18 protein-coding genes are annotated in these 19,641 nt (G+C 71.9%); 8 read left to right on the top strand and 10 right to left on the bottom strand.

From position 1 onward, the window contains the following. Positions 1-23: 23 nt before the first annotated feature. The 4 genes from KIK05_RS00490 to KIK05_RS00475 all read right to left on the bottom strand — a co-directional run bounded on the left by KIK05_RS00490 (position 24) and on the right by KIK05_RS00475 (position 4,391). A complete protein-coding gene (locus KIK05_RS00490) occupies positions 24-938 on the bottom strand; it encodes a carbohydrate ABC transporter permease (RefSeq protein ID WP_214408464.1) in 915 nt (304 codons plus the stop codon). Next, complete coding sequence (locus tag KIK05_RS00485) at positions 935-1,954, bottom strand: carbohydrate ABC transporter permease (RefSeq protein ID WP_214408463.1); 1,020 nt, start codon at positions 1,952-1,954, stop codon at positions 935-937. The genes KIK05_RS00490 and KIK05_RS00485 overlap by 4 nt, the downstream gene beginning before the upstream one ends. Beyond that, positions 1,951-3,306 (bottom strand): extracellular solute-binding protein, encoded by a 1,356-nt coding sequence (locus KIK05_RS00480; protein WP_214408462.1) that lies wholly within the window; start codon positions 3,304-3,306, stop codon positions 1,951-1,953. Before KIK05_RS00480 ends, KIK05_RS00485 begins: the two co-directional genes overlap by 4 nt. 131 nt (positions 3,307-3,437) lie before the next feature. Then, positions 3,438-4,391, bottom strand: coding sequence for an LLM class F420-dependent oxidoreductase (locus KIK05_RS00475; RefSeq protein WP_214408461.1), 954 nt, complete (start codon positions 4,389-4,391; stop codon positions 3,438-3,440). Positions 4,392-4,704: 313 nt separating this feature from the next. On the opposite strand from KIK05_RS00475, the gene KIK05_RS00470 reads away from it, so the two are divergent. Continuing rightward, positions 4,705-5,367 (top strand): pyridoxamine 5'-phosphate oxidase family protein, encoded by a 663-nt coding sequence (locus KIK05_RS00470; RefSeq protein ID WP_214408460.1) that lies wholly within the window; start codon positions 4,705-4,707, stop codon positions 5,365-5,367. A gap of 2 nt (positions 5,368-5,369) precedes the next feature. Continuing rightward, complete coding sequence (locus KIK05_RS00465) at positions 5,370-6,500, top strand: globin domain-containing protein (RefSeq protein WP_214408459.1); 1,131 nt, start codon at positions 5,370-5,372, stop codon at positions 6,498-6,500. Positions 6,501-6,551: 51 nt separating this feature from the next. Here KIK05_RS00465 and KIK05_RS00460 read toward each other — a convergent pair whose 3' ends face one another. Beyond that, complete coding sequence (locus tag KIK05_RS00460) at positions 6,552-7,652, bottom strand: FUSC family protein (protein ID WP_214408458.1); 1,101 nt, start codon at positions 7,650-7,652, stop codon at positions 6,552-6,554. Between the two features lie 126 nt (positions 7,653-7,778). Between KIK05_RS00460 and KIK05_RS00455 the strand changes: the two genes are divergently transcribed. Further along, the gene (locus KIK05_RS00455; protein ID WP_214408457.1) at positions 7,779-8,246 is read left to right on the top strand and encodes a MarR family winged helix-turn-helix transcriptional regulator; all 468 of its coding nucleotides are present in this window, start codon (positions 7,779-7,781) and stop codon (positions 8,244-8,246) included. A 4-nt stretch (positions 8,247-8,250) separates the two neighbouring features. Here the strand turns inward: KIK05_RS00455 and KIK05_RS00450 are convergent, their stop codons facing one another. Further along, positions 8,251-9,144: a serine/threonine-protein kinase gene (locus KIK05_RS00450; RefSeq protein WP_214408456.1), complete on the bottom strand. Its 894-nt coding sequence runs from the start codon at positions 9,142-9,144 to the stop codon at positions 8,251-8,253. A gap of 49 nt (positions 9,145-9,193) precedes the next feature. Then, a complete protein-coding gene (locus tag KIK05_RS00445) occupies positions 9,194-11,119 on the bottom strand; it encodes an N-6 DNA methylase (RefSeq protein ID WP_214408455.1) in 1,926 nt (641 codons plus the stop codon). Between the two features lie 128 nt (positions 11,120-11,247). Here KIK05_RS00445 and KIK05_RS00440 point away from each other — a divergent pair, with 128 nt between their 5' ends. The 5 genes from KIK05_RS00440 (at position 11,248) to KIK05_RS00420 (ending at position 15,612) form a co-directional block, all read left to right on the top strand. After that, positions 11,248-11,985 (top strand): Stp1/IreP family PP2C-type Ser/Thr phosphatase, encoded by a 738-nt coding sequence (locus KIK05_RS00440; protein WP_214408454.1) that lies wholly within the window; start codon positions 11,248-11,250, stop codon positions 11,983-11,985. A gap of 124 nt (positions 11,986-12,109) precedes the next feature. Then, positions 12,110-12,982 (top strand): diacylglycerol/lipid kinase family protein, encoded by an 873-nt coding sequence (locus KIK05_RS48645; RefSeq protein WP_214408453.1) that lies wholly within the window; start codon positions 12,110-12,112, stop codon positions 12,980-12,982. A 2-nt stretch (positions 12,983-12,984) separates the two neighbouring features. After that, the gene (locus KIK05_RS00430) at positions 12,985-13,995 is read left to right on the top strand and encodes a YihY/virulence factor BrkB family protein (protein WP_214408452.1); all 1,011 of its coding nucleotides are present in this window, start codon (positions 12,985-12,987) and stop codon (positions 13,993-13,995) included. Further along, on the top strand, positions 13,992-14,891 hold the full coding sequence (locus KIK05_RS00425) for a phosphatase PAP2 family protein (RefSeq protein WP_250562035.1): 900 nt from the start codon (positions 13,992-13,994) through the stop codon (positions 14,889-14,891). The genes KIK05_RS00430 and KIK05_RS00425 overlap by 4 nt, the downstream gene beginning before the upstream one ends. After that, positions 14,875-15,612: a phosphatase PAP2 family protein gene (locus KIK05_RS00420; RefSeq protein WP_214408451.1), complete on the top strand. Its 738-nt coding sequence runs from the start codon at positions 14,875-14,877 to the stop codon at positions 15,610-15,612. The genes KIK05_RS00425 and KIK05_RS00420 overlap by 17 nt, the downstream gene beginning before the upstream one ends. Positions 15,613-15,725: 113 nt before the next feature. Here KIK05_RS00420 and KIK05_RS00415 read toward each other — a convergent pair whose 3' ends face one another. From KIK05_RS00415 to KIK05_RS00405, 3 genes are all read right to left on the bottom strand, one after another. After that, positions 15,726-17,378 carry a RecQ family ATP-dependent DNA helicase gene (locus tag KIK05_RS00415; RefSeq protein ID WP_214408450.1) on the bottom strand — a complete coding sequence of 551 codons (1,653 nt, stop codon included), beginning with the start codon at positions 17,376-17,378 and terminating at the stop codon, positions 15,726-15,728. 114 nt (positions 17,379-17,492) lie between these two features. Next, complete coding sequence (locus KIK05_RS00410; RefSeq protein WP_214408449.1) at positions 17,493-19,145, bottom strand: PH domain-containing protein; 1,653 nt, start codon at positions 19,143-19,145, stop codon at positions 17,493-17,495. Further along, positions 19,142-19,639: a PH domain-containing protein gene (locus KIK05_RS00405; RefSeq protein ID WP_214408448.1), complete on the bottom strand. Its 498-nt coding sequence runs from the start codon at positions 19,637-19,639 to the stop codon at positions 19,142-19,144. The genes KIK05_RS00410 and KIK05_RS00405 overlap by 4 nt, the downstream gene beginning before the upstream one ends. Between the last annotated feature and the right edge of the window lie 2 nt (positions 19,640-19,641).

Below are 19,641 nucleotides of genomic sequence, written 5' to 3'. Positions count from 1 at the left end.
AGCCCGCCCCGCAGGGCGGCCCCTCATCCCCGGCGGCCGCTGGTGGCGATGCCCTGCACGAAGTAGCGCTGCCCGACGAAGAAGACCAGCACCAGCGGCAGCGTCGTGATGACGCTCGCCGCCAGGACGATCTCCCACTTCGGGTCGCCGCCCTGGTAGAACTGGTCGACGATCGCCTTCAGCCCGCGCGGCAGCGTGTACAGCGCCGGATCCTGCAGGTAGATCAGCGGCTTCATCAGGTCGAACCAGCTCGCCTTCAGCTCGAAGACGAAGGCGATGATCAGTGCGGGACGCGAGAGCGGCAGCGCGATGCGCCAGAACAGGTCGAAGTACGAGGCGCCGTCGACGCGGGCGGCCTCGAAGACGTACCTGGGCACGCCGAGCAGGAACTGCCGGAGCAGGAAGATGTAGAACGCCGACCCGAAGACGTTCTGCGCCCACAGCGGCACCTGCGTGCCGGTCAGCCCGACCGCGTTCCAGATGAGATAGGTCGGCACCAGCGTGACGGCGGCGGGGAGCATCATGGTGGCCAGCACGCTGCCGAACAGCAGGCCGCGGCCGGGGAAGCGGAAGTAGGCGAACCCGAACGCCACGAACGCGCTCGACAGGGTGACCGTCAGCGCCGCCGCCACTCCGACGACCAGCGAGTTCACCAGCCAGGTCAGCACCGGGGCGGCGTCCCACACCGCCACGTAGTTGCCCGGCGCGAACGGCTTCGGCCAGGGCAGGAACGGGTCGGCGAAGGTGTGGTCCCTCGGCTTGAGCGAGGCCACGACGAGCCAGACGAACGGGTACAGGAAGATCGCCGAGGCCGCCGCGAGCACGGTCAGCAGGAAGACCTTGCGCGTCCCCCTGCCGGCCGTGTCGAGCAGGGTGCCGCCGCGCCCTCCCGGAACGGTACCGGGCACGGTGGTGGCGGTGGCGGTGGGCGCGGTCATGTCAGGTGCTCCTCGGCCTCGTAGTACACCAGCCGGTTGCCCACCTTCACCTGCACGAGCGTGATGGCGCCGATGACCAGGAACAGCACCCAGGCCAGCGCGGAGGCGTAGCCCATGTGGAGGAACTGGAAGGCCTGCTGGAAGAGATAGACGACGTAGAACAGGGCCGCGTCGCCGTAGGACTGCTGGGCGCTCTGGTTGCCGAAGAACATGGTGTACACCTGGTCGAACATCTGCAGCGAGGCGATCGTGTCGATGACCACCACGAAGAACACCGCCGAGCTGATCATCGGCAGCGTCACCGACCGGAACCGCTGCCAGGCGCCCGCGCCGTCGATCATGGCGGCCTCGGTCAGCTCGCGCGGCACGTTGCGCAGCGCCGCGAACAGGATGATCGTGGTCGAGCCGAGGTTCCACAGGGACATGAGCACGATGCCGGGCAGCACCCAGGCGGGGTCGGTCGTCCACTGCGGCCCGGAGATCCCGAACAGCGCGAGGAACTGGTTGACCATGCCGGCCTGCCCGTTGAGCAGGAACAGGAACAGCACGCCGACCGCGACGTACGGGGTCATGGACGGCAGGTAGAAGAGCGTGCGGAAGACACCGGCCGCGCGCCCGGTGACGCGGTTGAGCAGAAGGGCGAGGCCGAGGGCCAGCACGACGGACAGCGGCACGTGCAGCACGGTGTAGAGCAGGGTGGTGCCGACCGCCCGCAGCGCCTTGGGGTCCTGCGCCATCTTCGCGTAGTTGCCGAGGCCGGCGAAGCGCGGGCCGCCGATCAGGTCGTAGTCGGTGAACGACAGCACCAGGCTCGCCACCATGGGCCCGAACTGGAACACCAGCAGGCCGATGAGCCACGGCAGCATGAAGACGTACGCCCACCGCGTCTCGGGCCGCCGGAACAGCCCGGCCCGCCTGCCGGGACCCGCCCCGCCCTCGCGCCGTGCCCGTGTCGCGGAGCCGGGCCCGGGAGCCGTCCCCGGATCGCCCTTCCCCCGGCCGGCGGGCCTGGTCACCGGTGGCCCGCCTCGTCCAGGGCGCGCCGCGCCTCGCCCTGGGCCTGACGCAGGGCGTCGCCGGCGTTCTGGGTGCCCTGCAGCACGCGGGTCCCGGCGTCCTGCCAGGCCTTGGTGAACTCGGCGGCCGCCCCCGACTGCGGCACGACGAACCCGGCCTTCTGCACCGCGCGGATGACGGCGACCGCCTCGTCGTAGGCCGGATGCCCGCCGGGCTTCACGATCTGGGAGAAGATCACGTCATCGGCCCTGGCGTTCCCCGTGTAGGTGCCGATGTTGACCTTGCCCTCCTTGGCCCGCTTGTCGGCCCGCGCCTGAGCCGCCGCGATCCAGGTGTCCGCGGCGGTCATGGTCTTCATCCACGCGCAGGCCGCGCCGGCGTTCCTGGCGCCCTTCGGGACGACCCAGGCGTTGCCGTTCACGTTGTTCACCACCTCGCCGTGGCGTCCCTTGAACGGCAGGACGGTGATGTCGGCGTCGGGGGAGGTCCCGGCCATGGCGCTGACCAGGAACTGCTCGGTGAGCATCATGCCGATCTGGTTCTTGGTGAACGGGTTGTCCGCGCCGAAGTAGTCGAAGGTGTCGGTGAAGGCCTTCAGCTTGGTCCAGCCGCCCTGCGACCGGACGAGCCGGGCGGCGTAGTCCATCGCCTCCACGACCTTGGGGTCGTCGAGGCGTGCCGTGCGGCCGTCCGCCGAGAGGATGTCGGCGCCGTTGGCCTTGGCCCACAGCGGCAGGAACTCGGGAAGCTTGGGATAGAAGCCGAACCGCTCGATCCTGCCGCCGGAGATCTTGTTCATCTTGGTCGCCAGGCGCGCGAGCCCGTTCCAGTCGGAGGTGTCGATCGTCTTCGGGTCGACCCCCGCGTCCCTGGCCGCCTTGTTGTTCACCAGCAGCACGATCGAGGTGGAGAACTCGGGGATCCCGTACCACTTGCCGCCGTACTTCACCTGCTGCTGCGCGGCCGGGTAGAAGTCGCCGGTCGCGATGTGCTCCTTGGCGACGCAGTCGTCCAGCGGCTGGATGGCGCCGCGGGCGGCGTAACTGCCGAGGCGGTCGCGGGCCATGTAGACGACGTCCGGCGGGTTCCCGGCGGCGACGGCGGACAGGAACGCCTGCTCGTCGAACTGCCCCTGGTTGATCGTCGGCTTGACGTCGGGGTGGGCCTTCCTGAACGCGTCCACGCGCACGGTGGCGATCTCGTCGGGCAACCCGAACCCCATCGTCGTGAGGCTCGACGCCCCGCCGCCGGCCGTACCGCCTCCGCCGCCCCGGCCGACGCCGCCGCACGCCGCGAGGGCGCCTGCCATCACCATCGCCGTGGCCGTGAGGCCCACGCGTGTTCCGGCCAAGGCCGCACCCCCTCGAACGTCGGAAAGTGAGGTGCGCCTGCCCTGCTCACCTGCTCTAAACGCGAGGCGTCGCGCGCTGATGGAATCGTTATCGCGAGCCACCGGACGGAACCGGTGGCTCGCGGAGCCGCTCACCTGAGCCGGGGGAGGACCTGCTCGGCGTAGAAGTCGAAGAACGCGTCCTGCTCGGGCCCGATCTGGTTGACGTAGACCTCGTCGAAGCCCGCGTCGATGTACTGCTTGATGGCCCTGACGTGCTCTTCGGGGTCCGGGCCGCACGGGGACGCGGCCGTCGCCTCCTCCTCGGTCACCAGGGAGGCGAGCTGCTCGAAGTGGCGGGGGAGAGGCAGGATCTGGGATGCCTCGCCCGGGATGCCCTGGTTCGGCCAGAGCCGGTGCACCGTCTTGCGGGCCTGGGCGGCGTCCTCGGCGTAGCAGACCTTCAGGCCGCCCTGGACGGGCTTGCCCTGCCCGCCGGCCTCGCGGAACTTCCGCACCATCTCGGCGGCGGGCCCGGTATTGATGTAGCCGTCGCCGATGCGCCCGGCCAGCTGGATCGACTTGTCGCCGAAGGCGGAGACGTACACCGGTGGCGGCTGGTCGGGCAGGGTGTAGATGCGGGCGTTGTCGACGTCGTAATGGGTCCCCCGGTGGGTGACCAGTTCGCCGCTCCACAGCCTGCGCATCAGTTCGACGGCCTCTTCGAGCATCTCCAGCCGTTCGGAGGCCGGCGGCCAGCGGCTCTCGACGATGTGCTCGTTGAGAGCCTCCCCGGTGCCGACGCCGAGCCGGAACCTGCCCCCGGTGAGGACGGCGCTGGTCGCCGCGGCCTGGGCGATCACCGCCGGGTGGATGCGGATGAGCGGGCAGGTCACGGCGGTGGTGATGGGCAGGGACGTGGCCTCGGCGATGGCGCCGATCACGGACCAGACGAACGGGCTCTGCCCCTGCTCGTCGGTCCACGGGTGGTAGTGGTCTGAGATCCAGAGGCTCTCGAACCCGGCCCGCTCGGCGAGCTTGGCCTGTCGTACCAGCTCTTTCGGGTCGTGCTCCTCGCTCGAGAGGAAATATCCGAACGTGGTCATCGTCGTCTCCCTCAGCGTTTCCGGTGCTCAACGGACCCCATACCCGGCTTCCGCTCCGCAAACGGGCTCGGTCCCCGGGCCCGCCGCGTGCTCCGGACCGGTTGACGCCTACCTCGGGATCATGAAAATCTGATCACGGCCCTATGACTGATCAAGTCAAAAATTTCCCCGATGTTGTCGTCTTCCGCTGTCAATCCGCACTAATGTGACCAATGTTGCGGTTGGGGTTTATGTGCCGAATGCCGGGTATGTGGGTCCCGGCAGTGGCATGCCCCGACCCCTTCGGTGTGGGCGGGACGTCGATAGGAGCGTGATGGGCCAGCACGGGCCGTACTACGGGCTTGCGGACGACGATCTGCCTGGATCGAGGGGCGAACACGTCCTGCAGAGCCTGTTCGCCACCCGGGAGCGGGCGCTCCGCTTCTACAACCGGCAGGTGGTCGACCATCTGACCCCCGAGATGCAGGAGTTCCTGGCCCGGCAGGAGATGGCCTTCATCGGCACCGCCGACTCGCGGGGCAACTGCGACACCTCGTTCCGTGCCGGCCCGCCCGGATTCGTCCGCGTGCTCAACCCGCGCAAGCTGATCTACCCCGAGTTCCGGGGCAACGGCGTGCTGGCGAGCCTGGGCAACATCATGGAGAACCCGCACATCAGCCTGCTGTTCGTCGACTTCTTCGAGGACCTGGTGGGGCTGCACATCAACGGCGAGGCCACCATCACCACGGCCTACGACGCGGCCCGCCGCCACGGCCTGATCGACGAGGACCAGACCGCCCCCGGACGCAAGGCCGACCGGTGGGTCGTGATCCAGGTCGAGGAGGCCTACATCCACTGCTCCAAGCACATCCCGCTGCTGGAGCGCAAGGACCGCCGGCAGCGCGACACCAGGCCCGCGGGCGAGGACTACTTCGGCGTCGCCGGCATGCGCTCGTTGACCCCGCAACGGCAAGGAGTGGGCCGGTCGGCTGAGTGACCATGAACATAGACATCGGGGCGCTTCGCCAGAGCTGGGCTCTCGTCGAGCCGGTGGCCGACAGGGTCACCATGCACTTCTACGCCAAGCTTTTCGCGGACTATCCGCACATCCGCGAGATGTTCCCGCCGGCGATGGACACCCAGCGCGACCGCCTGTTCAGTGCGCTGACGCAGGTCGTGCTCAACTTGGAGGACGGCGAGGGGCTGGTCAACTACCTCGGCCAGCTCGCCCGCGACCACCGCAAGTACGGCGTCCTGCCCGAGCACTACCCGGCCGTCGGCAGGTGCCTGCTCATCGCCATGCGGGCGAACGCCGGAGAGCTCTGGCGGTCCACCTACGACTCCGCGTGGATCGACGCCTACCAGTTCATCGCCGATGTGATGATCAAGGCGGCCGAGCAGGACGCCGCCTACGCCCCTCCGGCCTGGACCGCCGTGGTGGTCGGGCACGAGCGGCGCTCCCGCGAGATCGCCGTGATCACCGTGGAGCCCGAGCAGCCGTACGCCTACAAGGCCGGCCAGTACCTCACGCTCCAGACGCCGCAGTGGCCGAAGGTGTGGCGCCCGTACTCCATCGCCAACGCGCCGCGCCGCGACAACCGGCTGACCTTCCACGTGCGGGCCATCTCCGGCGGGTGGGTCAGCAACGCGCTGGTGCACCACATGCGGGTCGGCGACACCGTCACCCTCGGCCCGCCGCGTGGAACCCTGACCCTCGACCGCGCCAGGTACCCTCACCTGATCTTCATCGCGGGCGGCACCGGGCTGGCCCCGCTGAAGGCGCTCATCGAGGAGTCGATGTGGCTGCCCGAGCGGCCGAGCATCGACCTCTTCCACGGAGTGCGCAACCAGGCCGACGCCTACGACGTCGCCGACCTGCGCGCGCTGCGCTCGCAGCACAGGCGCCTGCGCATCGTCATGTCCGTCTCCGAGGAGCCCGGCGGCGGCCGGCGTGAGAACGCCGTGGACGCTCTGCTCAACCACCGCGTCGCCCTCGACGGGGACGTCTTCATCTGCGGCTCCACCGAGATGGTGCAGGTCACGAGCTCGCGCCTGCTCCACCTCGGTGTGCCTCCCCAGCTCATCCACACCGAGTTCACACCCGGAGCGCCCACCCTGGTGTACTCGTGAAGGCGTAGGCCCGGCGCCTCATCGAGCCTGCCGCTCGTGCGGAGACAGGCCTCAGGCGGGGTCCTCCTCGCGTTCCCCGGGCGCGGCCGGAGGGAGGGCGGCGGTGGCCGTGTCGCGGTCGGTGCCCGTCGCCACCAGCAGGTCGACCGTGATCGAGCGGAGCTGGGCCGCGACCACCCCCGCGGAGAACCCTCCGCCGTGGATCTCGGAGGTGCGCACGCCGTCGGCGACCGCGAGCGCCGCACGCCGGGCCTGGACCGGCTCGGCCCCGGCCGCGAGCTCGTCGCGCAGGAGGCGGGCGGTCTCGGCCAGGCTGTGCAGGCGGTCGCTCAGGCCGGGCGGCATCGGCTCGCCGTCCCGCAGCGCCGAGAGCGTGCGGCGCAGCAGCACCCGGATGTTGCGCAGGGCGTGGTCGATCGGCGTGCCGGCGGCCTGGTACCGGGCGAGCCCGCTCCGGCTGCGCCAGCGCAGCGGGCTGATCAGGGCGATCTCGCGTCCGGTGCGCAGGGCGGCCCGCAGGTCGTCGACCGCCTTCTGCGAGCCGCGCGCCTTCTCCAGGGTGTCGGCGGCGAGGGGGAGGTCCCGCGCGGCGATGGCCTCCGCGGCCCCCTCCAGGGCCTCGGCGAGCTCCTCCAGGACGATGCGACCGTGCCGGTGGGCGATGGCCAGCGGGTCGGCGGGGAGCAGCGCGACGGTGGCGATCCCCACGACGCCGCCGATCAGCGCGTCGAGCATGCGGGCGGTGCCGCCGGATCCGCTCGGCGGAAGCAGCGTCGCGACGAGCACGGCCGAGGACCCCGCCTGGAGGGCGATGACCGAGCCGCTGTCCAGCAGCACGGCGGACCCCATGGCGAGCGCCACGGCGAGGCCGATCTGCCAGGGGCCGGAGCCGATCCGCGAGATGAGCAGGTCGCCGACCCCGACGCCCACGCTGACCCCGACCACCATCTCGGCCATCCGGCGCAGCCGCTGCCCGAGGGCGACGCCGATGCAGATGATGACCGCGATCGGCGCGAAGAACGGCCTCGGGTGATGCAGCAGGTCCTTCGCCACCATCCACGCCACCGCGGAGGCGGCCGAGCACTGCAGGATGGTGGGAGTCATCGATGCCAGCCGTCGTAGTCGGCGGCGCACGGTCTCCCCCAAGGTCATCGCCAGTGTCTCCGCGTTATCTGGTCAGGGCGCATCATATCCACCTAAATCCTCAAATAACTGATTTGCATTCCCTTGTTCCTGAGCGACATTTGAGCGCTCAACTAAACCGGTAGACTCGGGCGGGTGAGCGTGGCACGGTGGCTGGACGACGACGAGCAGCGGGCATGGCGTGCCTTCATGTGGGGGTCGCGGCTGCTGCACGAGTCGCTCGACCGGCAGTTGCAGCGCGACTCCGGCATGCCGCACACCTACTACATGATCCTTGCCATGCTCTCGGAGGCGCCCGGCCGCGCGATGACGATGACCGAGCTGGCCCAGCTCGTCCGCTCGTCGCCGAGCCGGCTCTCGCACGCCGTCGCCAAGCTCGAGGAGCAGGGCTGGGTGCACCGCCGCAAGCGGCCCGGCGACGCCCGGACGACCGTGGCCGAGCTCACCGGCGAGGGCTTCGCCGAGCTGGAGCGGGCCGCCCCCGGTCACGTCGAGGAGGTGCGCCGCGTCCTGTTCGACCGGCTCACCCCCGAGCAGGTCGGCCAGCTGAACGCCATCTTCGGCTCGGTGCTGGACAACCTCGGCGGCACGGACGGCTGCTGAGCCCTCAGGGCAGGACGCGGCCGACCACGCGGGCGTACATGCGGCCGGGGCTCGGCACCGACGACGGGGTGAGGAAGCCGGGCAGCATGGGCAGGTCGACCGCGAAGGGCTGCAGCCGGTCGTAGAGGGTGGTGGCGTCGGCCGGGCGGTCGTCGGGATCCTTCTCGAGCAGGTCGGCGATCAGGCGGTTCAGCTCCGCGGGCACGCCGGCGATCTCGGGCGGCCGCTCGTTCACCTGCTTCTCGAACACGGCGTACTCGGTGGGCCCGATGAACAGCTGCCGCCCGGTCAGCATCTCGTGGAGCACGCAGCCGAGGGCGTACAGGTCGCTGCGCGGCCCCGCCAGCCCGCGCTGGATCTGCTCGGGCGACATGTAGGCCGGCGTGCCGAGGATCTGCCCGACGCGGGTGAACTGGGTGACGTCGGCCTCCCGCAGCATGGCGAGCCCGAAGTCGAGCACCTTGACGCTGCCGTCGGGGCACAGCATGAGGTTGGTGGGCTTGAGGTCGCGGTGGCAGATCGACAGCGCGTGGGCGGCCGACAGCACCGCGCACGCCTGCGCCGCGATCGCGGCGGCCCAGGGCACGGGCAGCGGCCCGTGCTCGCTCACCAGGTCGGCGACCGTGACGCCCTCGATGAACTGCATGATCTGGAACAGGCGCTGCTCGAAGGTGCCGAAGTCGTACAGGATGGGCGCTCCGGCGTGCTCCAGCCGGGCGAGGATGCGGGCCTCGCGCATGAAGCGCCGCTCCAGCTCCTCGTCGTGCCCGCCGGGAAAGCGCAGGAACTTCACCGCCACGCGGCGGTCGAGGTGCTTGTCGTGGCCACCGTAGACGGCTCCCATGCCGCCCTGCCCGAGGGGCAGGTCGTCGAGGACGTACCGGTCGGCGATGACCATTCACCCCTCCTGTCCGATCTGCAGATGATCTATCGGGGAAAATACACCCTCAGCCGCTGGGCCGCAGATGGCCGCCGGCCAGTCCGTCAAAGCCTAGCCGGATCAGCGTCTTTCCCAGCGCGGCCGTCTCGCGCAGCTTGTCCTCAAGCTCCAGCAGCTCACGGAAGGCCCGGCCGTACTCCTGCTGCTCGGCGAGCGAGAGGCGCGGGATCCGCGCCCGGCGCGCGTCGACGCGGCTCGCCCCCGCGTACGGCCGGGCCGCCCCGGCGTACCGCAGGCAGCCGGCCAGGAAGTCGGGGTCCACGCGGTCGCGGTCGATCCGGTAGAGATGCAGCTGGGGGCCGAGCACGGCCCCGCCCTCGGTGACGCTGCGGGCCGCGACCTCGACGGCCCCCGCCGTGGCGACCACGTCGCCGGGCTCGACCGTGACCTGCGTCGGCTCGGCGGTCGTACGGCCGGAGGGCGGGCTCCCCGACAGCACGTCGCCCGCGGTCAGCACCGGTAGCTCGCCCTCGTCGACCGCCATCTTCGGCGGCCCCTGGAGGATCGTGACCAGCCCGGCCCTGACCAGCTCGCCGACCGTCGTGCTCGGCAGGTCGAGCGCCTGAGCGGACGCGGCCAGGTCGGGCAGCGCGTCCGGCAGCGCCGCGGCGAAGGCGCGCAGGCGCTCCTTCACGGCGGCGAACCCCGCGGCGGGATCCTCCTCGCCGAGCCGGGGCCGGTGCCGTGCGGGGCTGAGGTCGACCTCGTCGTCCAGCAGGTCGATGATGCGCACCCCGCGGCTCGCGCCCGGCGGGCGCGCCTCGGGGTCGGCGGTGAACGACTGCCAGGCGGCCTCGACGGTGGCGAGGTCGTCGGTGGCGTCCATGATCAGGACGGCGGACGGCGGCCGCTCGCCGGGACTGGGGCGGCGCAGCAGCCACAGGTCGGGGCCGCCCGCCGACAGCGTGACCACGGCTCGCAGCGCGCCGGCCCGCAGCAGGTTGCCCCGGATGCGCTTGCCGGGACGGCGGCTGGCCGCGGCGGGCGGCATGAGGACGGCGACCAGCCCGCCGGGACGGGCGTGGGCGAGGCAGTGCTGAACCCAGGCGAGCTCGGGCTCCCCGCGCGGCGGCAGGCCGTACTCCCACCTGGGGTCGCCGGTGAGCTCCTCGTAGCCCCAGGCCCGTTCGTTGAACGGCGGGTCGCAGACCACGACGTCGGCGCGCAGCTCCGGGAAGCCGTCGGCGCGCAGGGAGTCGCCGGCGACGACCTCGGCGCGCACGTCGCGCAGCAGCAGGCGGACGGCCGTGAGCAGCGCCGCGCTGTCGCCGCTCTCCTGGCCGAGCACGCGGGCCCCGGCGAAGGGCAGCAGCATGACGCCGAGGCCGCAGGCCGGGTCGAAGACGGTGGCGACGCCCGGCTCGCGGCCGGTCAGCCGGGCCATCAGGGCGACGACATCGGCCCGGGTGACCGACAGCTGCCGGGAGTGCGCCTCGGCGTAGCGCTCGCACAGCAGCTCGAACGCCGGTAGCGGCCCCTGCTCGGCGGCGAACTCGGCGAGCAGGCGGTACAGCCGGGTGTCGATGAGGCTCCAGTCGACCGGGACGGGGAGGTCGGCCGTGGCGGCGGCCGCGGCCTCGTGCAGCCGCTTGGCGGGTTCGGGCCCGCGCGCGACGCGCTTCCACCCGCGCGGATCGCGCCGCAGGTACAGCAGGAACGCGCCGGCGCATCCGACCAGGTCGCCGAGCCGTAGGTCGTCGCCGGAGGCGCGCAGCCGCTGCCAGACGCGCTCGCCGAGCGACATCTCGTACGATTTGCCGTTACGGCGCAGCCATTCCTCGACCTCGGGAAGGGAGAACAGTGGGCTCGCGGCCGTGCCGCCAACGGGTTGCGGGAAGTCGTCGTAGCGGCGGCGCCAGTTGCTCACCGCGGCCCGGCCGACGTCGGCGAGCCGGGCGATGTCACCTGCGTTCAACGTGGCGTCATGTCCCATGCTGTCGCCTCTCCCTGTTCACCCACCGGATGTTCGTCGGCTCCCCTCGGTCAGATTAAGCCACCGCGCCGAAAGAATCCACAAGTCTTATGCTTGTGAAGTGTTTCAACCAATGATTTACTGAGGTCATGTCGAACAACGCGCCGTTCACGCTGCGTTACGCGGCCCGCACCGACGTCGGCCTGCGCCGCCAGCAGAACGAAGACTCGGTGTACGCCGGGCCACGGCTGATCGCCGTCGCCGACGGCATGGGTGGGCACAGCCACGGCGAGGTGGCCAGCGCGACCGCGATCGCCGCTCTGTCGGCGTTGGACACCGATCCTCCCACGGGCGACCTGGTCACGGCGCTGGAAGCCGCGATCACCGAGGCCGGCCGCCGCATCAAGGACATGGCCGAGCGCGACCCCAAGCTCACCGGCATGGGCACCACCCTCACCGCCATGCTGTGGGACGGCGCCCACTTCGCCCTCGCCCACATCGGCGACTCCCGGGCCTACATGCTGCGCGAAGGCTGCCTCTACCAGATCACGCGCGACCACACCCTCGTCCAGTCGCTGGTGGACGACGGGCAGATGACCGCCGAGCAGGCCGCCGCCCACCCGCGCCGCTCCCTGCTCATGCGGGCGCTCGGCGGCAGCGGGTCGGTGGAGCCCGACCTGTCGCTGCGCGAGGCGTCCGCGGGCGACCGCTACCTCATCTGCTCCGACGGCCTGAGCGGCGTGGTCGGCCCGCAGGCGCTGCACGAGACCCTGACGGAGTGCACCGACCTGGGCGAGGCCGCCGAGCGGCTCATCGAGCTCGCCAAGGAGGGCGGCGGCCCCGACAACATCAGCTGCGTCGTCGCCGAGGTCCTGTCCGGCGCCTGAGGGGACACCGGGTGGCCGAGCGCCGCCGGGCCACCGTGAGCGCGGCGGCCGGTGCCCGCCGGCGGTTGTTCAAAACGGTGCAGACCGGGTAGCACGCATTGCCGTGCCCCAAGCTGCTGTGATAGTGAACCCGACCCGGGTCGCCGACCTCGAGCGCCACCGCGCGGAGGTGACGGCCGAGCTGGCGCGTCACGGCTGGGACGCGCCGCTGTGGCTGCTGACGACGGCCGACGACCCCGGGGTCGGCATGGTGAAGCAGGCCCTGTCCGAGGGCGTCGACCTGGTCTTCGCCTGCGGCGGGGACGGCACCGTGCGGGCCTGCGCGGAGGGCCTGATGGGCTCCGGCGTGCCCCTGGCGATTCTCTGCTCCGGCACCGGCAACCTGCTCGTCCGCAACCTCCAACTGCCCGCCGCGCTGCCGGACGCCGTCCGCACCGGGGTCGCGGGCGAGACCCGGGCGATCGACATGGGCGTGCTCGACGGGCGGCCCTTCGTCGCCATGGCCGGGATCGGCCTGGACGCCGCCATGGCCGAGAGCACCAGCGACGAGGCCAAACGCCGCATCGGCTGGTTCGCCTACGTGGGCGGAGTGATCAAGCACCTCGCCGACCGCCCATTCGGCGTGACTCTCCTGCTGGACGGCCGGATCAGGCTGCGCAGGCGCGCCAGGATGGTGCTCGTCGGCAACATCGGCCGGCTGCAGGGCGGCCTGCCGCTCCTGCCCGAGGCGAGCCCCGACGACGGCCTGCTCGACATCCTCATCCTCGCGCCGCGCACGCCGCTGGACTGGCTGCGCGTCCTCGGCCACGTGCTCACCCGGTCGCACCGCTACGACCGGCGCGTCGAGCGCTACACCGCCTCCCGCGTCCAGATCGACCTCGACCCGCCGGTGCTGCACGAATGCGACGGCGACCTGATCGGCTACGGCACCACCATGACCGTCGAGACACGGCCCGCGGCACTGCTGCTGCGCATGCCGCCGGAAACGGAGGGCTGACCATGGGAACGGCCACCACCGTGCCGCAGACCAGATCGATGAGCGGCGAGGAACTCGGCGCCGACGACGCCTGGATGACCTTACGCAGGTACGGCGTCCGATCCCTGGTCCGGGACTCCTTCATCAGGTTCAGGTACGGCGACGGCTTCAGCCACTCGCGGGCCCTGGCCTTCCAGATCTGCCTGTCCATCATCCCCGGGGCCATCGCCGCGGTGGGGCTCAGCTCCGTGCTCCACCAGGAGAGCGTCGGCCAGGTGGTGCAACTGGTGATCCGCCGGTTCGCCCCCGGCGGCTCCGGGGCCGAGGTGGTCAAGGACGCGCTCGCGGTCACCCGCCGCCACGCCGGGGACGGCGGCGCCATCGCGCTCTGGCTCGGCCTCGCCACCGCCCTGGTCGGACTGACCACCGCGATGGCGCAGGTCGAGCGGGGCGCCAACCGCATCTACGGCGTGGAGCGCGACAGCCCGGCCCTGCACAAGTACGGCAAGGCGCTGGTCATGGCGCTCACGGCCGGCTCGTTCATGACGCTCGGCTTCGTCATCCTCGTCGGCGGCAAGGCCATCGGACGGGCGCTCGCCCAGGTGTACCACTGGAGCGACCCCCTGACCACCACCTGGATGCTGCTGCGCTGGCCGGTCGGCTTCCTGCTGGCCGTGCTGTCGGCGTCGGTGCTGTTCCGGGCCTCGCCCCGCCGGCGGCAGCCCGGCCACACCTGGCTCGCGGCCGGCGCGATCGTGGCGCTGGCGCTCTGGACGCTGTTCACCTGGGCGCTGGCCTTCTACATCGACCACAACGGCTCGTTCGGCGAGACCTACGGCCCGCTGACCGCCGTGATGGCGCTCATGCTGTGGTCGCTGCTCAGCTCGATCGCGCTGTTCTTCGGCCTGTCCTTCGCGGCACAGCTGGAGGCATGCCACGGCGGCGAGGGGGAACCGAGCATCACCGACCCGGGCCCCGCCGGCGGACGTACCGGCGTGACGACGGGCGGAGGTACGGAAGGAGGCGCGCGATGACGACGGAGGCAGGCAGGCGGCGTGCGACCACGGGGGAGGTGGGCATGGGTTCCGGAGACAGAACCATGGCCGCAGGCCGACTCGGGGGGACGACGATGAACGACCAGGCGGGACCACCAGGCAGGGGAGGCTGGCTCGACCGGCGGCTGGATCCGGACGCCCGGCTCGGGCTGCGGCTGACGCTCGCGTCGCTGGCGGTGGTGCTGGTCCTGGTGCCGTTCACTCTGCTGCTCGTGCTGGTGAAGACCTCCTTCCCCCCGCTCTACCGGCTGGACGAGGGCGTGGCGAACACCCTGCACGCCTACGCGGTCACCCACTCGGGCTGGGTCACGTTCCTGGAGGCGTGGACGGACGTCTTCGGCCCCGGGACGTGGCGGGTCGTCGTCGGGGTGGCGGTCGTGTGGCTCGTCATCAGGCGCGCCCCGCGCCTCGCGGCCTGGGCGGTGACCACGATCACCGTCGGCGGGCTGCTCGGCCTCGGGCTGAAGGTGGTCGTGGACCGGGCACGGCCGCACCTGCCGAACCCGGTCGCCCTCGCACCCGGCGCGTCGTTCCCCTCCGGGCACGCGCTGAACGCGACGCTGGGCGTCGGGATCGTCCTGCTGCTGATCCTGCCCTTCCTGACCCACCTGCAGAAGATCATCGCGTGGACCGTCGGCGCGGTCATCGTCCTCGGCGTGGCGTACACGCGGATCGCGCTCGGGGTGCACTGGGTCAGCGACGTGACGGCGGGGGTGGTGTTCGGCGTCGCCGTCGTCGCCGCCACGACGGCCGCCTTCGAGACCTGGCGCCGGGACATCGGCCGGCGCCCCGCCGAGCCGCACCTGGAGGGTGTCGAGCCGGAGGCGAAAGCAGAGATATCACCGAAGGGAAGGGCACATGGTCACAAGCACTAGAGCGGCTGTGCCGAGCGGCACCCGATGGCCGGAGTCGGTCGCATGGGCGCTACGCCTGGTCCTGCTCCCACTCGTGCTGCTGTCGGCCGTGACACTCGGCCTCGGATGGCTGATCATCCGGCCGTTGCACGCCGAGGTCGCCGGAGAGGTCGCGGTGAACCAGGACCTGGCCGCCGACCGTACCCCTGTGCTCAACACGCTCACCCACTACGGCTCGATGCTGTCGGACACTCCCGTCATCATCGTGCTGACCGCCGTGGCCGCGCTGGCCTTCCGGCTCGTCTTCCACCGGTGGCGCGAGTCGGTGTTCATCGTGCTGGCCGTGCTGTCGCAGAATCTCGTGTTCCTGCTGGCCACGGTGTTCATCCAGCGCCCGCGCCCGACCGTCCCGCACCTGGACCCGGCGCCGCCCACCTCCAGCTTCCCCTCCGGCCACACCAGCGCCGCCGTCGGGTTCTACTGCGGCATGGCCCTGGTGCTGACCCTGCACACCCATCGCCACACGGTGCTCAAGGTCCTGTGGTGGGTGCTCGGAGTGGCCGCGCCGCTCATCGTCGGGGTGTCGCGCCTGTACCGGGGCATGCACCACCTGACCGACGTCAGCTGGGGCCTGGTGCTGGGCTTCGTCTGCCTCGCCGTGGCCGCCCACGCCGTCCTCGGCACACCGCTGCTCCCCGGACTCACCCGGGGCGCCCCGCGCTCCCGGAGCGCCGCCGCGTAGCCACCGGCGGAAAGGGGCGGGTCACCGTGGAGGTGACCCGCCCCTTTCGGCGTGCGGATCGGCTCGCCCGGTCGGTGGACGGGGTGCGCCTCCACCGACCGGGAGCGGGCCTTTCAACCGACCAGTACGAGCAGGCCGTCGCGTTCGACGGCCTCCAGGGAGAGCGTCTTGTAGCCGACCTCCTCGAACAGGACGGTCACCCGGTCGGGCTCCCGGCTCATCACCACTCCCGGCCCCCATTCGCTGTGCCGCACCTTGGCGTGCATCGGGAAGGGCCCCTCGCCGGCCTCCTCCTCCGGCAGCTTCTCCTCCGCCGTGCCCGCGCGGCAGTTGTCACAGTTGCCGCAGGCCCGTTCGTACGGCTCCCCGAAGTACTCCAGCAGCGCCCGGCGGCGGCACCCGGTCGTCTCGGCGTACGCCCGCATCATGTCGATGCGAGATTCGTCCACCTTGTGTCGGCTGTCGTCCAGTTCGACCGCCTCGGACACCGCCTGTTCCGGCGAGGGCCCGCCGGGGGCGGCCCGCAGGTCGCCGTGCTCGGTCACTTCCAGCGCGCCCACCCGCTCCAGCAGGTTGACCAGGCCCGTCAGCTTGGAGGGCCCGACGCCGAGCAGGTCCTTCAGCTCGCCCGCCGGCACCTCGCCGCCGTGTTCGGCGACGATCGTGGCCACCCGCCGCAGCAGTTCCTCGTCGACCCGGCCGCCGGCGAAGAACCGGCGCAGGCCGAGGTCCTCGGGCCGGTAGAACAGCACGGCGCTGGCGGGCTCGCCGTCGCGGCCGGCCCGGCCGATCTCCTGGTAGTACGAGTCGGGCGAGTCGGGTGGATCGGCGTGCAGGACGTACCGTACGTCCGGCTTGTCGATGCCCATCCCGAACGCCGACGTCGCGACGACGACGTCGAGCTCGCCCTCGCGGAACATTTCGTGGACCCGGTGGCGGTCGGACGCCTTCATCCCCGCGTGGTACGCCTCGGCCCGCCGTCCCGCCTCCCGCAGCGCGCCGGCGTAGTCCTCGGTCGCGCGGCGCGTCGCCACGTAGATCAGCCCGAGGCCCGGACGGGAGGCCGCGTCCTCGATGAGAGCGCGGCGTTTGTCCTCCTTGCCGACGAACCGGCGGACCTCCAGGTCGATGTTGGGCCGGTCGAAGCCCCGCACGACGAGCTCGGCGTCCTTCAGCCCCAGAGAGGAGACGATGTCGTCGCGCACCAGCGGCGCCGCCGTCGCGGTCAGCGCCGCCACCGGGGGATGCCCCAGCATCTCGATCGCCTGGCCGAGCCGCAGGTAGTCGGGCCGGAAGTCGTGCCCCCACGTGGACACGCAGTGCGCCTCGTCGACGGCGACCAGCGACGGCCGGGCCCTGCGCAGCTGCTCGATCACCTCGGGCTTGGCCAGCTGCTCGGGGGAGAGGAAGACGAACTCGGCGTCACCGGCCCGTATCTCGTCCAGCGAGGCCTCCCTCCGGCCCTCCGGCTGGGCGGAGTTGACCGCCACCGCGCCCCCGGCGTCCGCCTCCTCCAGCCCGGCCGCCTGGTCGCGCTGGAGGGCGATCAGGGGCGAGACGACCACGGTGGGACCGTCGAGCAGCACCGCGGGCACCTGGTACACCGCCGACTTCCCGCTGCCCGTCGGCATGACGACGAGCACGTCACGACCGGCGATCAGGTGCTCCATGGCCTCCCGCTGGCCCGGCCGCAGCTCGTCCCAGCCGAAGGCCTCGCGGGCGACCTCGTCCAGCCGCTCCGCCTTCGCCTTGCCGCGCTTGCCCATGGCATTCCCCCGTCCGTTCCCGGCATGGTCAGCCGGTACGGCGTCCTCTGCCCAACAGGGGCGGGAATCACGCACGTCACGGCGTCCTCGGGGGCAAGGGCGGCCCCGGCTGACTCACAGGTCCGGGCGGCCCTCCCCGCCTGAACCCGCTCTCACCAGGAACGGGTCGAGCAGACCGGGAATTCCCTGCTCAGCGGTCCGCAGCGCCTCCGCCAGACCGACGTCCCACACGCTGTACGACTGGCGGCCCGCCGCCGTCGTCGCCGTGAGCGTGGCGAGCCCGGCGCGGCGCTGGAAGAACGACCGCTGGAGGTTCCACCCGATGATCCCCTCGCGGTCGAGGGACACCCGCCGCCGTACCAGCGAGCCCCACCTGGTCACCAGGCGGTCGCCGACCATCGCGTGGCCCAGGCTCCGGTAGCGGTCGGCCGCCAGCGGCATCGCGGCGACGGTCACCGCCAGCGCGACCTGCCAGGACCACGAGGGCAGCCAGCCGTAGTAGGCCAGGACGGCGAGGACGACGGTGACGGACCCGCAGACGGCGAGCGCCCGGGTGAAACGGCGGCGCAGCGCCGCCGGGCCGTGCGGGGTGAGCTCGGCCGTCAGCGGCTCCGGCGTGCCGATCACGCGGGCCGCCACGCTCTCCGCCTCCGCCCGCGGCGCGGGCGGCAGCAGCATCGACCCGCCGCGCTGCGCCCCGCGTCCCACCCGCAGGCCGGTCGCCACGGCGATCACGCGGGCCCCGCCGGCCACGCGCAGCAGCAGCGGCTCGCTGAGCTCGACGCCCCGCAGCCTGCGCTCCTCCAGCGTCGTCGCCCGCGAGGTGATCAGCCCGCGCGTCACGTGCAATGTGCCGCCGGTGGTGCGGGTGAGGCGGAACCGCCAGAACGCCAGCACATAGCCCAGGGTGGAGGCGATCGCGACGAACACGGCCAGCACCACGACCACGCCGGCGACCTGCAGCCACAGCGCCTGCCGGCTGAACTCGTCGACGGCCTGCCGCACCGGGCCGATCTCCAGGAGGTTGACGTTGCCCTCGGAGGCGACCCGCGAGACGAATCCCGCCAGCACACCGACGGTGACCAGCCCGGACATGGTGAACGGGCCGAAGCGGATCCACGCCGGCCGCAGCGTGGCCAGCTCGGTCTCGCGGCCCTCTTCGGCCGGCGCGGCCGGGACGGGGGCGGGCGCCACGCCTTCCCCGGTCACGGGAGCCGTCGCGGGGCGGCGGTGGAGCAGCTCCTCGCGGAGCCGGTCGACCTCGGGCGCGCGCAGGGAGTCGAGCTTGAGCCCGCCGTGGTCCTTGCGGTCGGAACGGCCGGTGCCGATCTCGACCCTGGCCAGGCCGAGCAGGCGGTGCATGACGTGCGAGGTGACGTCGACGGTGCGGATGCGGTCGCGCGGCACCGTGAGCACCTGCCGGCGGACCAGTCCCTTGCGCACCTGCACGTACTGCGGGGTGACGCGGTAGGTCGTGGTGAACCAGCGCAGCATGCCGAGCACCACCATGGCGGCGACACCCGCGATGCTCCACCAGTGCCCGTGACCGCCCTGGCTCGACCCCGCGAACAACAGGCCGATCAGGGCGGGGGCGGCGCGGATGACCTCCTGGACGGGGTGGATGACCAGCATCCGCCTGCTCAGCCGCCGCCACCCCGCGCCGTCGTCGGCCGCTCCGGGGACGCCGGCAGCCCCCTCCGTCTCCTCCGCCGTGCCGATCGGGTGGCCCGGGTCGTGCGGGCCCGCCGTCTCCCGCGTGCCGGTCACGTCGCGTCACCCCGCGTCGCCTGGGTGTTCGCCGTCAGCTCGTCCACCAGTCGCTGGGCCGTGGCCCGGTCGAGGCCGTGCACCTTGATCGGCCCCGCCGCCGAGGCGGTGGTGACGGTGACGTTGGACAGCCCGAACAGCTGCTCCAGCGGCCCGCGCTCGGTGTCCACCGTCTGGATGCGTGAGACCGGCGCGATGCGCCACTCCTGGCGCAGCCAGCCGGACTGGGTGTAGACCGCGTCCGGCGTGGCCTCCCAGCGGTGGACGGTGTACCGCCACCACGGCATCACGATCACATGGGCGAGCCCCAGGACGGCCGTGACCACCAGGCCCGTCACGTGCAGCGTGAGGTTGCCGCCGTCGCCGATGGTCCAGACGACCTGGAGGGCGATCAGCACCAGCCAGCCGGCGGCGGCCCGCAGCGCCCAGAACCAGATCGCGGTGCGGCTGACACGATGCCGTGGCGGCCGGAGGGAGATGTCAGCTGTTTCCACGC

Origin of the sequence: Sphaerisporangium fuscum (assembly GCF_018531465.1) — a bacterium.
GTDB classification, from domain to species: Bacteria; Actinomycetota; Actinomycetes; order Streptosporangiales; family Streptosporangiaceae; genus Sphaerisporangium; species Sphaerisporangium fuscum.
Note: the sequence above shows the minus strand (reverse complement) of the source record. Positions and strands in the feature narration are given on the sequence as shown.

Bases quoted from the DNA above. Each gene is read 5' to 3' on its own strand.
- KIK05_RS00445 (WP_214408455.1), bottom strand. From the start codon at position 11,119: ATGGGACATGACGCCACGTTGAACGCAGGTGACATCGCCCGGCTCGCC.
- KIK05_RS00415 (WP_214408450.1), bottom strand. From the start codon at position 17,378: ATGGGCAAGCGCGGCAAGGCGAAGGCGGAGCGGCTGGACGAGGTCGCC.
- KIK05_RS00475 (WP_214408461.1), bottom strand. From the start codon at position 4,391: ATGACCACGTTCGGATATTTCCTCTCGAGCGAGGAGCACGACCCGAAA.
- KIK05_RS00490 (WP_214408464.1), bottom strand. From the start codon at position 938: ATGACCGCGCCCACCGCCACCGCCACCACCGTGCCCGGTACCGTTCCG.
- KIK05_RS00470 (WP_214408460.1), top strand. From the start codon at position 4,705: ATGGGCCAGCACGGGCCGTACTACGGGCTTGCGGACGACGATCTGCCT.
- KIK05_RS00450 (WP_214408456.1), bottom strand. From the start codon at position 9,144: ATGGTCATCGCCGACCGGTACGTCCTCGACGACCTGCCCCTCGGGCAG.
- KIK05_RS00430 (WP_214408452.1), top strand. From the start codon at position 12,985: ATGGGAACGGCCACCACCGTGCCGCAGACCAGATCGATGAGCGGCGAG.
- KIK05_RS00420 (WP_214408451.1), top strand. From the start codon at position 14,875: ATGGTCACAAGCACTAGAGCGGCTGTGCCGAGCGGCACCCGATGGCCG.
- KIK05_RS00440 (WP_214408454.1), top strand. From the start codon at position 11,248: ATGTCGAACAACGCGCCGTTCACGCTGCGTTACGCGGCCCGCACCGAC.
- KIK05_RS00460 (WP_214408458.1), bottom strand. From the start codon at position 7,652: ATGACCTTGGGGGAGACCGTGCGCCGCCGACTACGACGGCTGGCATCG.
- KIK05_RS00465 (WP_214408459.1), top strand. From the start codon at position 5,370: ATGAACATAGACATCGGGGCGCTTCGCCAGAGCTGGGCTCTCGTCGAG.
- KIK05_RS00425 (WP_250562035.1), top strand. From the start codon at position 13,992: ATGACGACGGAGGCAGGCAGGCGGCGTGCGACCACGGGGGAGGTGGGC.